This is a genomic window from Intrasporangium sp. Soil_C_50 (assembly GCF_057656595.1).
The window spans coordinates 1,465,941-1,481,368 of the sequence record NZ_JBDGKB010000001.1; the positions used below are offsets into that span (position 1 = coordinate 1,465,941).

The following is a 15,428-nucleotide window of genomic DNA, read 5'->3' on the forward strand; positions in this document are numbered from 1 at the left end:
AGACCGTGGCGCTCCAGGACTGGGCAACACCGGGGACCGGGTCGAATTCCCGGGATCCGGCCCGGAAACGGGCCGGCGGCGTGACACTGCCAGAGCAGGGGTTTGTGCGAATGGCGGTGGACCATGCTCGATCGAACTCGTTGCCACACAGTCGTCGTGGGGTGCGGACGGTCCGCCGCGGACCAGGCAGCCATCGCCACCGCCACCGCGGAGGCCGCGCGCCGGGGACACGGCCTCGTGCTGCTCGTCGTCGACGAGTCCAGCACGAGCCTGAGCGTGCCCGGTCACCGCCGGCTGTCCGCGGACGCGATGCACACCGCCGCGCGGCGGGCCGCGATCGTGGCCGAGGCGACCGACCCGACGGTGCCCGTCGAGATCGCCGCCATCGCCCGGGAGGACGACGCGGCGATGGGCGCCCTGGCCGCACGCGCAGCCCTGTTCGTCGCCCCGGCCCGCGGGCTGGGTGCGCACCAGGTGCTGTTCCTCGGGCGGACGGCGGACGAGGTCATCCGACGCGCCGGGTGCCCGGTCATGATGCCGCACGTCACGCGTCGGGCGCACCACGCCCACCCCGCCGACCACGACTGGTCCCCCACCGTCCGCGTGGCGCTGGCCGGACGCGTCGACGACGTCGAGGTGATGCGGCGTGCCGTCCGGGAGGCCCGGCTGCGCCGGGTCCCGCTCGCGGCGGTTCGCACCGTCCGGGAGCTCGGGAGCGAGACCGAGCGGCGGGCCGCGCTCGCCACCGCCTGGGAGACGCTCCATGCGGTTCCCGAGAGCGCGGCGCTGCGGTGCCGGGCGGAGGTGGTCGTCCTCGAGCACCGGGTGGACACCCTCACGACGCGCTGCCACCCCGACGACCTCGTCGTGGTCGGAGGTCACGACGCGGTGCGCCGGCCGGGTCGTGGTGCCCTCGTCGAGATGGTTCGCGGCTCGGTGCTGCGCGGCGCCCTGGACGCCCTGCCCTGTGACGCGATGGTCGTGCCGCTCGTGGGCGAGACCGTGCCGGCGCCGGTCCCCGGCCGACCGATGCACCACGTGCGCCATGCCGGCACCTCCCGCGTGACGGGGACACGGACGCTGACGCCCTCCGGGCGATGACGTCGACGCGGAGGCCGTCGGGCCTCGTGCCGATCCTCGGGTGGATCCGTTCGTACGACCGGAGCTGGCTGCGGCCCGACCTCATCGCCGGGGTCACCGTCGCGGCGCTCATCGTGCCGAAGAACCTCGGGTACGCCGGGATCGCCGGCATCCCCCTGCAGAACGGGCTCTACGCCGCCGCCGCCGGCGCCATCCTCTACGCGGTCTTCGGCACCAGCCGGCAGATCTCGGTGGGGCCCAGCTCCGGGCTGGCGGCGGTGGCGGCGGGCGCGACGCTCGCGGCCGGGCTCACCGCCCAGCACGAGATCGCGAGCTTCGTCGCCGGGATCACCCTCGCGTCGGGCGTGCTGTTCCTCCTGATGTTCGTCCTCCGCGTCGGCTGGATCGCGCAGTTCCTGTCGCGGGCGGTGGTCACGGGGTTCCTCTTCGGAGCCGCGCTCGACGTCGTCATCGGCGAGCTGCCCAAGCTGACCGGGACCGAGACGACCGGGTCCAACCCCGTGCAGGAGCTGTGGTCGTGGCTCGGGACGCTGGGGCAGTCCGACGCGTGGACGGTCCTCGTCGGTGTCGCTGCCCTCGCGGTCGTCTTCGGCCTCCGGTGGCTGGCGCCCTCGGTCCCGGGTGCGCTCGTGCTCGTCGTCGGTGGGCTGCTCGCATCGTGGCTGCTCGACCTCGGCGCGCGCGGTGTGGCGCTGGTCGGTGAGGTGCCCCGCGGGCTGCCCTCGGTCGAGGTGCCCGACCTCGGGCTCGCCCTGGACCACGTCGCCGTCGTGGCAGTGGCAGCGACGGCCCTCGTGCTCATCGGGTTCTCCCAGACGGCCGGCGACGCCCGGACCTTCGCGGCCAGGCACCGCTACCGGGTCGACATGGACCAGGAGTCGTTCGCCCAGGGGATGGCCAACACCGGCGCCGGCCTGCTGCAGGGGATGCCGGTCTCGACCAGCCTGTCCGCGAGCTCGCTCAACGACCGGACCGGGGCCCGCACCGGCCTGGCGTCGCTCACCTCCGGTGTGACGGTCCTGCTCACCCTGGTCGTGCTGGCTCCCCTGTTCTCCCAGCTGCCCAAGCCGGTCCTCGCGGCCCTCATCATCGAGGCGGTCGTCAGCGGGATGATCGACGTGCCCGAGATGCGCCGGCTCTTCCGCGTGCAGCGGTTCGACTTCTGGATCGCGACGGCCGCCATCGTGGGCACGCTGCTCTTCGGCGTGTTCGCCGGCGTCGTCATCGGGATCGCGCTGTCGCTGCTCTGGCTCGTCTGGGTCTCCACCCACCCGGCCATGCCGACACTGGCGCGCGAGGCCGGCACGCAGGTCTTCCGCGAGCTCTCCGAGCACCCCGAGGACGAGGAGGTGCCGGGCGTGGCTGCCCTCCGGCTCGACGGGGGCCTGTTCTTCGCGACGTCCGACGCCCTCCAGGACCGGATCAGGGAGGTCATCAACGCGGACGACGGGCTCACCGGGATCGTCCTGGACTGCTCGGGGATCGCCTACGTGGACTCCCAGGGCTCGTCGAAGATCGCCGACATCCTCGACCTCACCGAGCAGTCGGGCATCACCCTGCGGCTGGCCAAGCTCAAGCCCGCTGCCCGCGACATCCTCGACCGGGAGGGCGTCCTCGAGCGGATCGGGGCGGACCGGATCCACGGCAGCGTCCACCGCGCCGTCGAGGCGCAGCTCGCCGGCTCAGCGGTGCCCCCGGACGGTCCGTCGGGCTGACGGGCCCACGCGCCGGTCACGCCACCGGACGTGCCGGGTCGAGCGCCGCGGCCGTCTCGACGAGCCGCCGCAACGTCTCGACGAACCGGGCCGCCGGGGCTCCGTCGACGACGGCGTGGTCGAGGCTGATCGTCAGCGGGAGCATCGACCGCACGACGACCTGCCCGTCGCGGACCACCGGACGCTCGGCGACCCCTCCGACCGTGACGATGACGGTGAGCGGCGCGAGCGGCACCGCCCAGCCCCACGTGGAGGAGAACATCCCGATCGAGGTGACCCCGACGGCGGGGCCGAACGAGGCCGACACGGCCGGGATCGTGGCGGCGCCTCGCACCGCGGCCCGCCGCAGCGGCCCGGGCAACCGGAGGACGGGGCCGAGGAGCCGGCCGGGCGGGTGCGGCTGCGCCGGACCGACCTTGGCCCGGTGCAGCGCCGCCGTGACCTCGGCGCACGACAGCCGGTCGGCCTCGGGCAGGACGACGATGTCGAGCGTCGGGCGGCCCTCTCCCGGGCGTTCCACCGTGGCGCCGACGTCGACGCGGTCGAAGTAGAGGACGCGGCGGCCCGCCTTCCGGGCGTTCACCTCCGGGTGGAGCGCCACCGCCGCGGCGACCGACGCCGTGACGAAGCCGGTCCACGACACGTGCTCGGCGGCGGCGTCGATCCTCCGCTGCGCCTCGCCCACGTCGAGCTCGACGAGGGCGTGCACCTGGAACCGTCGGGCGGCCCCGGCCAGGCGGTCGAGCACCGGCCGCCGCTCGGGCGGGATCCCCCGGACGACGAATCCGCCGGGGCCGCTCACCTCCGGCCCTGCCAGAAGGCCCGCTCCCAGGCGTAGGGGTCGTCGACGACGCTGCACGTCGTGTCGAACCGCATGGTCGCCCGGCGCATCAGGTCGTGCGCGGGCCACCCGGGGTCGCCGTCACGCGCGAACCCGACCCAGGCCTCGTGCACCGTCCGGGCGAGGTCCTGCGGCGGGTCCGGTCCGAGCAGGGGCCCGAACAGCGGCGCGTCGGGATGGGCGATGTCGAAGACGAAGGGCACCTCGAGGGCGTGCACGGCGCCCAGGCCCGGTGCTCCCCAGGCGAACTCGTACGCGAACGTGCGCGTCGACGCGTCTCCCCGTGATGCGAGGTGCGCCTCGGCGAGCCGCAGCGCGGGCACCCGCATCCACCAGTCGGTCTGCACCCTGGCCAGCAGCTCGCCCGGCATGATGTCGGGGTAGCGCGCCCGGTAGGCGGTGAGGTCCTCGGGGCCATCGAGCCCGTACGCCGCGAGGCTGAGGTACCCGAACCGGTCCACGGGCCCGGCGAGCATGGCGTCGGTGACCTGGCCCATGGCGCCGCTGACGAGGAGCCAGAGCCTCCAGTCGTCGGTGTTCGTGCCCACCATGATGTCGACGTCTCGAGCCGACCCGGCGGCGATCCGCTCGATCGGCGGCCCCGGCAGCACTGCGCCGTCGACCACGGGCTGCCAGGGCATGACGGTGGTGACGACCTCCTGCCCCCAGGTGCGCGGATCGGGGTGCGCGAGCAGCTCTTGCTTCAGCGCCGCCTGGGCGCCGAGCAGTCGGTCGACACCCGTCGCCGCGATCGCGTCGCGGGTCGCCTCGACGCCGAGCGCCGCGGCCAGCCGGTCGGCGACGCGTCGTGCGTCGGCCGAGGACAGCACGTGGTGGGCGGCGCCGCTCTGCAGGACGGCCCGCCGGAACAGTCCCTCGGCGCGCGGCATCCCGAGCAGGCACCCGATGCTCATGGCGCCCGCGGACTCCCCGAAGACCGTGACGTTGCCGGGGTCGCCGCCGAACGCGGCGATGCCGTCGCGGACCCACTCGAGGGCCGCCACCTGGTCGAGGAGGCCGACGTTCGCGACGCCGTCGCCGAGGTGGAGGAAGCCCTCGGCGCCCGGCCGCCAGTTGACGACGACGCAGACGACGCCGTCGCGCGCGAACCGGCTGCCGTCGTAGGCGGCGGTCGAGCTGAGCTCGAACATGCCGCCCTGGATCCACACCATGACGGGCAGGCCGGAGGTGCCCGGGTCGGGGGTCCAGACGTTGAGGTTGAGGCAGTCGTCGGTGGCCTTCGCCCGCTCCACGGCCGCGAACGCGGCGTCGACGTCGTGCCACTCCTCCTGGGCTCCCTCGGTCGTGCCGCCCGTGGCGGGTGGCGCGACCTGAGGCGGCTCGGGCCCCAGCCGGGTGGCATCGCGCGTCCCGTCCCAGGCCACGAGGGGCACCGGCGGGCGGAGCCGGTTCGGGCCGAACGGGGGCGCGGCGTACGGGATCCCGCGGAAGACGTGCACGCCGTCCTCCACCAGCCCGCGGACCGCGCCGTGGCGGGTCCTGACCACGGTGTCCATCACCCCAGCGTCCTACCGCAGAGGTCGCCGTGTGAGCGGTTCGCGGCCTCCGCCCCCGACTCGGGGGCACAGGTGAGCCCCGGGCGTCACCGCCCGGGGCTCACGTGCCATGACGCTGCCTGATCAGCGCACGTCGTAGGCCCGCGTGATGGTCTGGAGCACCTTCGCGCCGTGGACGTCAGTGAGCTCGACCCGCAGGCTGACCTGCTTGCCGGTGTCGGCGGAGTGGTCCACCACGAGGTCCGCACCAGTCTTGGTGAGCGACGTCGTGCCCTCCACCCAGGTCCTTCCGCCGTCCACCGAGGTCCACACCCGGGCGGCCGAGATCGCACCGGCGTCGTAGCCGGGGTTCGCCACGACGCGCGCCGGGATCGTCACCGAGCCTGCGCCCACGGTCTTGAGACCGTCAGCCGGGAGGTCGAGACGCGGCAGGAGCAGCGGCAGCGCGCGGCTGTAGACGTCGGGCTCCTCGTGCGACGTGAAGGTCCACGTCGTGTCGGTGACCGGTGACCGCTTCCAGAACCTGGCCGGGCTGCCGACCTTCTCGATGTGCATGTTCAGGTCGTAGGTCGCGTCGTCGGACGGAACGGTGAAGACGCCGGACGGGTCGTAGCTGTAGCCGACCTGGACCCCGTTGCGCTTCAGCGTCAGGTTGCCGAGGTCACCGAAGCTGCCCTGGTCGGCCCAGTGGCCGGCGCTGTCGCCCCAGATCGTCGTCTGCACCCCGAGGAGGTTGCCCTGGCGCTCGGCGACGAGCTGCGGCACCCCGTCGCTGTTCGCGCGGACGTTCGGGCCGACCGAGCCGCCGTACCAGGAGTCCGCCACCCGCTGGCCGGGCGTGAAGGTCCGGAAGCGGTCGTTCATGACCTCGCCGAACGGGAAGCTCGACAGGATCGACTTGACCCACTTCGTGCCGTCGGCGGTGAGGTACTCGGTGCGCGCGTTCGGCACGATGAGCGAGTCGATGCCGCCAATCGAGTAAGCCATCGTGCTCGGCCGCTGGGCCGCGGTCATGTCACCGAAGTCCGTTGCGACGCCCATGCTCGAGTAGGTGGCCTTGATGGCGCCGAGCGAGGAGTCGGCCACCTCGTGCTTCTGCGCCGTGACGAGCTGGCCGTCGGAGAAGAAGCCGAGCGTGTAGGCGTACGGCGTCTTCGCCTGCGCCGACCAGGTCACGGTCGCGGCACCGGTCGCGATCTCGGCGTCGAGAACCACACCCTCCGTGACGGGCAGCGAGTACACCGGTAGCGGGACGGCGTTGGCCCCGACCGTGGGCATCCACGTACCGGCGTCGTCACGGTAGAGCAGCAGGGCCTTGGCCTTGGCGGCCGCGGCTCGTGACTGCACCGAGTAGTCGTCGGCGCCGACCGCGACGTGGGCCACGACGACCTTGCCGGTGAGGTCCCCGGCGGCCTTGAAGTCCGTCGCGGAGCCTGCGCCGACCGACGCCAGTGGCGCGGTGCCGTCCCCGTCGAGGTTGCCGATGCCGGTCTTGGGCGAGAGCGGGTGCAGCGTCCCTCCCCCGGACGTCACCATCGACGAGACGAGCGGCGCGATCTTGCGGGTCCAGTGGCCGAACTCGAAGGAGCCGTCGCCCTTGGCGACCTTGCCGATGATCTGGGCGTAGACCTCACGGGTGCCCGGACCGGTCGACATCGAACCGGAGTGCACGAAGGACGGGTTCCACAGTCGCTCGAAGGTCAGCGTGGTCGAGCGCAGCTCCGAGGGCTGCTGGGTGGAGACCGTGAGCGGGTTGGCCTGGCGCGCGTCGAGGACGAGGGTGGTGTCCTTGTCGATCGTCACCTCCGGGCGGGCGAGGTAGGCCATTGATGCCGGCAGGGCCCGCGGGGAGGCACCCGGGGTGGGCGTCTGGACGAAGGACGTGAGGAAGTAACGGCCGGGGCGGACGGGGTAGGTCTGGTCCTTGCCGCCGACCGGGCGGCGCTCACCGGTTGACGTGTCGGTGTTGACGAGGTCGACCGACGAGGCACCCGAGGCGGGGTTGCCGTTCCGGTCGACCACCTTCACGGTGACCTTGACGGTGGGGGCGTTGGCGTAGAGCCCGAACGCGGTGGAGACGCGCTGGGTGCCGTCGGTCGCGACGATCCGGGCCGTGATGTCCCCGAGCGCGCTGCTCGGGATGTTCGCCCCGAGCTGCACGGTCACCGGCACCTCGACGCTGCCGCGTGCCGGGACGACGACGTGCTGCGGGAGACGCACCAGCGGGGTGTTGACCGGGTTGCCGTCGTTACCGGTGACCTTCTCGACGTTCAGGCGCAGGTCGACCGGCGCGCCGCCCCGGTTGGTGTACGTGAGGCTCTTGGCGTTGTACGCCTTGGTCTGCGGGTAGTCGAACGCACCCCCGTAGACGCTGGATTGGCCGACGACCGTCTGCGACAGCATTCGCCGCACGTCCAGGGTGCCGGCGCCGACCTCTTGCGCGGGTGCGGCGACGGTCGGGTCGGCGGAGGAGGTGAGCAGGGTCTTGATCTGCGCACCCGTCAGCGACGGGTTCGACTCCTTGGCGAGGGCCGCAGCACCGGCGACGTGCGGGGTGGCCATCGAGGTGCCCGACATCGTCCGGTACGCGTAGGGGCCGCGACCGCCGGCGGCGGCAGCCAGGATGTTGACGCCGGGGGCCGCGATCTCCGGCTTGACGAGGTGACTGCCGCCCACGGGCCCGCGGCTGGAGAAGTAGGCCGTGGCGTTCGTCGAGTCGACGGCGCCGACGGTGAGGGCCGAGGTGGCGCAGCCCGGGCTCGAGACGGTGTTCTGCCGCGAGCCCATGTTGCCCGCCGCGATGACGAACAGGCTCGGGCTCGACCGTGACAGCTCGTCGACTGCCTGGGCGATCGGGTCGTCGCAGGTCGTGGCCGGGGCTGTGCTGCCAAGGCTCATGGAGACGACGTCGGCGTGGCTGGCCACGGCCCACTGCATGCCCTGGATGATGTCGGAGTCGTAGCCACCGCCGGAGTCGCCGAGCACCTTGCCGATGAGAAGCTTCGCGCCCGGAGCGACGCCGCGCTCCTTGCCGCCGCTCGCGGCGCCCGTGCCGGCGATCGTCGAGGCGACGTGGGTGCCGTGCCCCACCATGTCGTTGGTGCCGTAGCTGGAACCCGTGAAGTCCTTGGTCGCCGAGATGCGGCCGGCGAGGTCCGGGTGCTCCGCGTCGACGCCGGTGTCGAGGATCGCGACCGTGCTACCAGCACCGTCGATGCCCGCCTGCCAGGCCGCCGGGGCGCCGATCTGCGCCGTCGAGTCGGCCATGGTCGCCTTGACCGGGCGGTCCAGCCAGATCTTGGCCAGGCTGCCGCCGCTGCCGGAGCTCGCGTCGGTCAGCTCGGACCAGGCCGCCTGGATGTCGGTCTTGGCCACCGAGTAGGCGAGGGAGTTGACCGAGGAGAGCGCGGTGCTGCCGGTGGCGCCCGTCGGCACGGGCGTCGTCCCCGACACGGTGCGCGCGTCGTCGTACTGCGCGATGACGCGGATCGAGTCGGCGTGCGCGTCGTCGAAACCGGCCGCGACCAGACCCGTCACGTTGAACAGCTCGCGGTCGACGAGGCCGGCCCCGATGGCGCTGCTGGCCGTGGTCGGGAAGACGTAGAGGTTGTCGCCGTCACGCAGCGTCTCGTAGTCGGGGACGGTGCCGTCCTCTCCGGGGAGCAGCTGGGCGACGGGCTGTCCGTCGGCGGTGCGCGAGACGCGGACGCGATCGCCCGAGATGAGGGTGACCGTGGCCGCCGACTGGGCGGCAGCCTGACCGGCGGAGCCGACGATGGGCTTGGAGTCGGCGGCCGCAGCCGCGGCGGCTCCGAGGACGGACGGGGACAGGGCGGCCGCGGCGACGGCGATGATGCCGGCTGACGCGAGGGTTTGACGACGCCTTGGTCGGCGCATGGAGGGACCTCCGTGGGAGATGGAGCCCGGGTGCGGGCCCGGGTGGGAGCGCGGCACGACACCTGATCCGGCATCATTGCCGGCACCGGCCCTCCGGTTTCGGGGGGTATGAGGGCCGGCACCGAGAGGAGGGTGTCAAGTGACGAGCAGGGCGCGGAAGACCTTCAGACCGGCGCAGACCCGACATGTCGTCTTCTCGACAGACGAGCTCCTCGGTGTCACGGCCCTGCGCGACACCCGAGGGAGCCGACCGTGACGCCGCACGTCGACCTCACCGCGCTGGGTCTCAGCGCAGCCCAGCAGCACCAGTACCAGTCGCTCGTCGTCGACGGCGGGGGCACCGAACCGGCGCTCGCCGAGCGGTGGGGTCGTCCGGTCGACGAGGTGCACGAGGTACTGCGTTCGCTGCGCGACCTGGGGCTCGTCGAGGTCTCGACCTTTCGCGGCGACCCTCCCCTGTGGTTCCCGACGGCACCCGACGTCGCCCTCCAAGGACTGCTCAACTCACGCCGGCACGACCTGTCCCGGGCCGAGACCTCCGTGGCGATGCTCACCGAGATCTTCCGTCAGGACGTCAACCACGCCGACGTCGGCGATCTCGTGGAGGTCGCCCTCGGCGCCGAGGCCGTCCGGGGCCGGTTCCTCCAGCTCGAGCTGGGTGCTCGGGACGAGGTGCTGTCCTTCGTCGACGCCCAGCCCGTCGCCGTCAACCCGGAGGACAACCAGGCCGAGCAGCAGGCGCTCGACCGAGGCGTCACCTTCCGCGTCGTCATCGAGCGGGGGGCCCTGGAGGACGCGGCCACGGCCGGTGAGGCGCGAGACGCTCTCGGCGCCAACGCCCTGATCCGGACCGTCGACAAGGTGCCGACCAAGCTGCTCGTGATCGATCGTGCGGTGGCGATGGCCCCGCTCTCCGTCCGTGGCCACGAGGCGGCCGCGGTCGTCATCCGTGCCCCCAGCCTCGTGCGCTCGCTCGTGACGCTGTTCGAGTCGGTCTGGGCCGCAGGCGTGCCCGTCGTGCTCGGCCCCGAGGGCGGTGTCGACGAGGGCACGACCCCGGGCCCGGACAGTCTCGACGCCGCCTTGCTCTCGCTCATGCTCAGCGGGCTCACCGACGAGGCCGTGGGTCGCCAGCTGCGGATGAGCGGCCGCACCGTGCAGCGGCGGCTCAAGACGCTGATGGATTTCACCGGCTCGACGACCCGCATGCAGCTGGGCTGGGAGGCGTCTGAGCGCGGATGGGTCTCGCGCCGCCCACCGTCCTGAGCCGGCGTCAGTCGCCGACGGGGCGCGAGATGACCCAGTCGCGCACCTGCGGCAGGTCCTCGAGGTGCTCGACGATGTACTCGCCGTGCCGCTCCAGCTGCCGCTCGCACCAGGCCTTGAGCTCGCTCGAGCCGCGCACCTGCCGACCCGCGTTGTTGATGGCGTCCATGACCAGGTGGTAGCGGTCCACCTCGTTGCGCACGACCATGTCGAAGGGCGTCGTCGTGGTGCCCTCCTCCTTGAAGCCGCGCACGTGGAACCGGTCGGCGTCGGGGCGGCCGTGGACGAGCTGGTGGATGGCGCCGTGGTAGCCGTGGAAGGCGAAGACGACGTCGACATGGTCGGTGAACAACTCGGCGAACCGCACCTCGTCCATGCCGTGCGGGTGGCTGCGGGCCCGTGAGAGCGTCATGAGGTCGACGACGTTGACGACGCGGACCCGTAGCTGCGGCAAGCGGTCCCGCAGGATCTGTGCCGCCGCCACGACCTCCATGGTCACGACGTCGCCGGCGCAGGCGAGGACGATGTCAGGGTCCCGGTCGCCGTCGTCGGTGCCGGCCCAGTCCCACGTTCCCGCGCCGACGCGGCAGTGTTCCACGGCCTCGTCGATGGTGAGCCACTGCGGCTGCGGCTGCTTGTCGATGACGATGCAGTTGACGTAGTTGCGCGAACGCAGGCAGTGGTCCGCCACGGAGAGAAGGCAGTTCGCGTCCGGCGGCAGGTAGATGCGGGCCACCTCGCCGCGTGCGTTGAGCACGGTCTGCACGAGGCCGGGCCCCTGGTGGGAGAAGCCGTTGTGGTCGTTGCGCCACGCCGTCGAGGTGAGCAGCACGTTGAGGCTCGGCACGTCGGCGCGCCAGTCGAGCCGGTTCGCCTCCTGCAGCCACTTGCTGTGCTGCACCGTCATCGAGGCGCTCACCATCGCGAACGCCTCGTACGTCGCGAAAAGGCCGTGGCGACCGGTCAGCGTGTAGCCCTCGAGCCAGCCGTGGCAGTTGTGCTCCGAGAGCACCTCCATGACCCGCCCGTCGTGGCTCAGGTGGTCGTCATCGGCGTCGACGCGCTCGGCGAGCATCCGGTTCTCGACCTCGAAGACGGCGTCGAGGCGGTTGCTGTGCGTCTCGTCGGGGCAGAACAGCCGGAACGTCGTCGGGTTGCGGCGGTAGGTCTCGCGGAGCAGCTCGCCGAGGGCGCGCGTGGACTCGTCGCGCGTCGTGGCCGGGGCCGGCACGTCGCGGGCGAAGTCGCGGAAGTCCGGCAGGTCGAGCGGCTTGGTCAGCAGGCCGCCGTTGGCGTGTGGAGACGCGCTCATCCGCAGGTCGCCCTCGGGGTTGGCCGCGCGGACGAGCGCGACCGGCGAGCCGGCGGCGTCGAAGAGCTCCTCGGGTCGGTACGAGCGCATCCACTCCTCGAGCAGGCGCAGGTGGTCGGCGTTCTCGCGCACACCGGACAGCGGCACCTGGTGCGCACGGAAGGTGCCCTCGACGCGGACGCCGTCGACCTCCCGGGGCCCGGTCCAGCCCTTCGGCGTGCGCAGCACGATGAGCGGCCATCGTGGACGCGTGCCAACCCTGGTCCCGCCGCGCGCGGCCGCTTGGATGTCGGTGATCCGCTCGTAGGCCGTCGCGAGGGTCGCCGCGAACCGCTCGTGCATGCCGGGGACGTCCTCACCCTCGACCTCCAGCACCTCGTAGCCGTGCCCCTCGAGGAGGCTGCGCACCTCGGCGGGGTCCTTGCGGCCGAGCACCGTCGGGCCCGCGATCTTGGCGCCGTTGAGGTGCAGCACCGGCAGCACCGCACCGTCGCGGGCGGGGTCGAGGAAGGAGATGCCCTTCCAGGAGCCCTCGAGCGGGCCGGTCTCGGCCTCGCCGTCGCCGACGACGGCGAGCGCCAGCAGGTCGGGGTTGTCCATGACGGCGCCGAACGCGTGCACGAGCACGTAGCCGAGCTCGCCGCCCTCGTGGATCGAGCCGGGAGTCGTCACCGACACGTGGCTCGGGATGCCGCCGGGCGCCGAGAACTGCCGGAAGAGGCGACGCATCCCCTCGGCGTCCTGGGTCACCTCGGGGTAGATCTCGCTGTAGGTGCCCTCGAGGTAGCCGGCCGCGACGAGCGCCGGGCCGCCGTGTCCGGGACCGGTGAGGTAGATCGTCTGCTGACCCGTGTGCCGCACGAGCCGCGACACGTGCGCGTAGACGAACGAGAGTCCCGGGCTCGTGCCCCAGTGCCCGAGCAGCCGCGGCTTGATGTGCTCGGCCGTCAGCGGCTCCTGGAGCAGCGCGTTGGCCTGGAGGTAGATCTGGCCGATGGTCAGGTAGTTGCTGGCCCGCCACCACGCGTCCATCGAGGCGATCTCGTCGGTGGTCGGGGCGGGCAGGGTGGTCGTGCTCATCGCGTCACCTCTCGGGAGAAGGCACCGTCCGGGCATCCCTGACTCTCACCGACCGGCGCGACGAGGGCAATACCCCGGGACCGGCTGCTGACACGGCAGTGGGCCGGCCCCCCGTCCGGGGTGCCGGCCCACGCCGACGGTGAAGGCGTGCTCAGTCCGTCTTGAAGGCGTCCTTGAGGTGCTCGCCCCGCTGCTTGAGGTCGGCCTCCGCCTGGTCGCCCTTGCCCTCGGCCTCGAGCCGCTCGTTGTCGGTGACCTTGCCGGTGGCCTCCTTGGCCTTGCCCTTGAGGTCCTCACCCATGTTGCGTGCCTTGTCCTCGGTACCCATGTGGGCTCCTTTCTCCGTTCGGTCACCCGTGCCCTACCCGGATCGCCCATTCGTGCACCACCGACGGAGTCCGCAGAGGGGCGTCGGGGACGCGGCGTCGGTGTGCTTTGCGACACTGGACCCGTGAGCACCGCCGACCCCGATCGCCCCGAGACCGCCCCCACCGACACCGTGCCGTCGGCTGCCACCGCCTCGGCCGATGCCCGGCGGGGCCTGCAGACCCGCGACCTCAGCCGGTTCGCCTACCTGTCCATCGTGGCTGCGGTCGTCACCATCACCCTCAAGGTCATCGCCTGGCGGCTCACCGGCTCGGTCGGGCTGCTGTCCGACGCCGCCGAGTCGGTCGTCAACCTCGTCGCCGCGGTCGCCGTCCTCATCGCCCTCAAGGTCGCGGCCATGCCGGCCGACAAGAACCACCACTACGGCCACACCAAGGCCGAGTACTTCTCGGCGGCCATCGAGGGCGTCATGATCTTCGTGGCCGCGGTCGTCATCATGTGGTCGGCCGTCGACCGCTTCCTGCACCCGCAGCCCATCGACAACGTCGGTATCGGCCTGGCCATCTCCGTCGTCGCCTCGGCCGTCAACGGCGGCGTCGCGATCGTCCTGCTCCGGGCCGGCCGTCGCTACCGCTCACTCACCCTCACGGCCGACGGCAAGCACCTCATGACCGACGTCTGGACCTCCGCCGGTGTGGTCGTCGGCGTCCTCGTCGTCGCCCTCACCGGCATCGAGCGCCTCGACCCCGTCGTCGCCTTCCTCGTCGGGCTCAACATCGTCTGGACCGGGTGGAAGCTGATCCGCGAGTCCACCGAGGGCCTCATGGACATCTCGATGTCGAAGGAGGACAACGCCGCCATCGCCGAGATCCTGTCGCGCTTCGTCACCTCCGAGGTGCACTTCCACGCGCTGCGCACCCGTGAGTCCGGCCACCACCGGTTCGCCGAGGTGCACGTGCTCGTCCCCGGCGCCTGGACCGTCACGAGGGGCCACGACCTCGTCGAGGAGGTCGAGGCCGCAGTGCACCGCGAGTTCGGCGACATCGCCCTGACCTGCCACCTCGAGCCGCGCGAGGACCCCCGCGCCTACGGCGACTACTCTGCCGAGTTCCCGGTGCCGACGCACGAGGACATCCTCGCCGCCCACGAGCCCGGCCGGCCCTCGGGAGCACCGGACGCGCCGGGCACGTCGAGCGCCTCGGGCCCATCAGGGGGCTCGACGCGGTGACCGTCACGCACGTCGTCGTCCCCTCGCCCATCGGCGACCTCACGGTCGTCGCGGAGGACGGCGCCGTGACGCACCTGCTCATGGACGCCGCGAAGTACCGCCCCGGCGACGACGTCCTCGGCGAACCGGGCGACCCGGCCGACGAGCCCTTCGCGTCGACGGCCGTCCAGCTCGCCGGGTACTTCACCGGCGGGCTCACCGAGTTCGACCTGCCGCTCGCGCCCCGGGGCGACACCTTCCACCAGAAGGTGTGGGCTCTGCTGCGCGAGATCCCCTACGGCCAGACCCGCAGCTACGGCGACCTGGCCCGCGCCCTCGGCGACCGCAACCTCGCCCAGGCCGTCGGCACGGCCAACGGCCGCAACCCGATCGCCGTCGTCGTGCCGTGCCACCGGGTCATCGGGGCCGACGGCTCGCTCGTCGGCTACGCGGGCGGGCTCGAGCGCAAGCGGTTCCTCCTCGCGCTCGAGGAGCCCGCCGCCGACGACGCCGGCCGCCTCTTCTGACCTCCCCACCGTCTCCCCGTCCGGTCGCTCCCCCTCTCCATCGAGTGAGCAGCTCGTCCCATCGGCCACACTGGGCACCTCACACTTCCGGGGGCCGGAGCGTCTACAAGGCATGAAGCGACCGTTCGAGCAGGCCGTGACCGAGCACGGGGCCGTCGTGCTGCGCGTGTGCCGCGCCGTCCTCGGGCCGACCGAGGCCGACGACGCGTGGTCCGAGACGTTCCTCGCGGCCCTGCGGGCCTGGCCCGACCTGCCCGACGACGCGAACGTCCGGGCGTGGCTCGTCACGATCGCCCACCGCAAGGCCGTCGACGTCGCCCGCGCGGGCGCCCGCCGAGCCCACCCGGTGGCCGACGTGCCCGAGTCCACCGCCCCACGCGGCGACGAGCCCGACGCCGCCATCCCCGACGACGACCTCTGGGCCGCCCTCGCCGCCCTGCCCGACAAGCAGCGCGCCTGCGTCGCCTACCACCACGTAGCCGGGCTGCCCCACGCCGAGGTCGCCCGCATCGTCGGCGGCACGCCGGCGGCCGCACGCCGGGCCACCGCCGACGGCATCGCCCGCCTCCGCACCACCTACGCGGCCGCGTACGCCACGACGCCGGCCCCCCTGCCCGCCACCACGAAGAGGTGAGCTC

The 15,428-nt window shown here is 72.6% G+C and carries 11 protein-coding genes; 6 read left to right on the forward strand and 5 right to left on the reverse strand.

Features of this window, described 5'->3' with window-relative positions; translation table 11 throughout:
• Positions 1-156 precede the first annotated feature (156 nt).
• Positions 157-1,101, forward strand: a complete 945-nt coding sequence (locus AC3A5R_RS06935; RefSeq protein WP_487619994.1) for a universal stress protein — start codon at positions 157-159, stop codon at positions 1,099-1,101.
• The gene (locus AC3A5R_RS06940) at positions 1,098-2,816 is read left to right on the forward strand and encodes a SulP family inorganic anion transporter (protein ID WP_487619995.1); all 1,719 of its coding nucleotides are present in this window, start codon (positions 1,098-1,100) and stop codon (positions 2,814-2,816) included. The genes AC3A5R_RS06935 and AC3A5R_RS06940 overlap by 4 nt, the downstream gene beginning before the upstream one ends.
• A gap of 16 nt (positions 2,817-2,832) precedes the next feature.
• Here the strand turns inward: AC3A5R_RS06940 and AC3A5R_RS06945 are convergent, their stop codons facing one another.
• The 3 genes from AC3A5R_RS06945 to AC3A5R_RS06955 form a co-directional block, all read right to left on the reverse strand.
• Positions 2,833-3,618, reverse strand: a complete 786-nt coding sequence (locus AC3A5R_RS06945; protein ID WP_487619996.1) for a 2-oxo acid dehydrogenase subunit E2 — start codon at positions 3,616-3,618, stop codon at positions 2,833-2,835.
• Complete coding sequence (locus tag AC3A5R_RS06950; RefSeq protein ID WP_487619997.1) at positions 3,615-5,174, reverse strand: carboxylesterase/lipase family protein; 1,560 nt, start codon at positions 5,172-5,174, stop codon at positions 3,615-3,617. Before AC3A5R_RS06950 ends, AC3A5R_RS06945 begins: the two co-directional genes overlap by 4 nt.
• A gap of 123 nt (positions 5,175-5,297) precedes the next feature.
• Positions 5,298-9,071, reverse strand: coding sequence for a S8 family peptidase (locus AC3A5R_RS06955; RefSeq protein WP_487619998.1), 3,774 nt, complete (start codon positions 9,069-9,071; stop codon positions 5,298-5,300).
• 252 nt (positions 9,072-9,323) lie between these two features.
• Here AC3A5R_RS06955 and AC3A5R_RS06960 point away from each other — a divergent pair, with 252 nt between their 5' ends.
• Positions 9,324-10,337 carry a helix-turn-helix domain-containing protein gene (locus AC3A5R_RS06960; RefSeq protein WP_487619999.1) on the forward strand — a complete coding sequence of 338 codons (1,014 nt, stop codon included), beginning with the start codon at positions 9,324-9,326 and terminating at the stop codon, positions 10,335-10,337.
• A 7-nt stretch (positions 10,338-10,344) separates the two neighbouring features.
• Here the strand turns inward: AC3A5R_RS06960 and AC3A5R_RS06965 are convergent, their stop codons facing one another.
• Positions 10,345-12,729 carry a phosphoketolase family protein gene (locus AC3A5R_RS06965; protein ID WP_487620000.1) on the reverse strand — a complete coding sequence of 795 codons (2,385 nt, stop codon included), beginning with the start codon at positions 12,727-12,729 and terminating at the stop codon, positions 10,345-10,347.
• A 151-nt stretch (positions 12,730-12,880) separates the two neighbouring features.
• Positions 12,881-13,057: a CsbD family protein gene (locus AC3A5R_RS06970; RefSeq protein WP_487620001.1), complete on the reverse strand. Its 177-nt coding sequence runs from the start codon at positions 13,055-13,057 to the stop codon at positions 12,881-12,883.
• Between the two features lie 171 nt (positions 13,058-13,228).
• Here AC3A5R_RS06970 and AC3A5R_RS06975 point away from each other — a divergent pair, with 171 nt between their 5' ends.
• The 3 genes from AC3A5R_RS06975 (at position 13,229) to AC3A5R_RS06985 (ending at position 15,424) form a co-directional block, all read left to right on the forward strand.
• Positions 13,229-14,284: a cation diffusion facilitator family transporter gene (locus tag AC3A5R_RS06975; protein ID WP_487620128.1), complete on the forward strand. Its 1,056-nt coding sequence runs from the start codon at positions 13,229-13,231 to the stop codon at positions 14,282-14,284.
• Entirely contained in the window at positions 14,281-14,790 is a 510-nt protein-coding gene (locus tag AC3A5R_RS06980) for a methylated-DNA--[protein]-cysteine S-methyltransferase (RefSeq protein WP_487620002.1), read from the forward strand. The genes AC3A5R_RS06975 and AC3A5R_RS06980 overlap by 4 nt, the downstream gene beginning before the upstream one ends.
• 112 nt (positions 14,791-14,902) lie before the next feature.
• Positions 14,903-15,424, forward strand: coding sequence for an RNA polymerase sigma factor (locus tag AC3A5R_RS06985; RefSeq protein WP_487620003.1), 522 nt, complete (start codon positions 14,903-14,905; stop codon positions 15,422-15,424).
• Positions 15,425-15,428 lie beyond the last annotated feature (4 nt).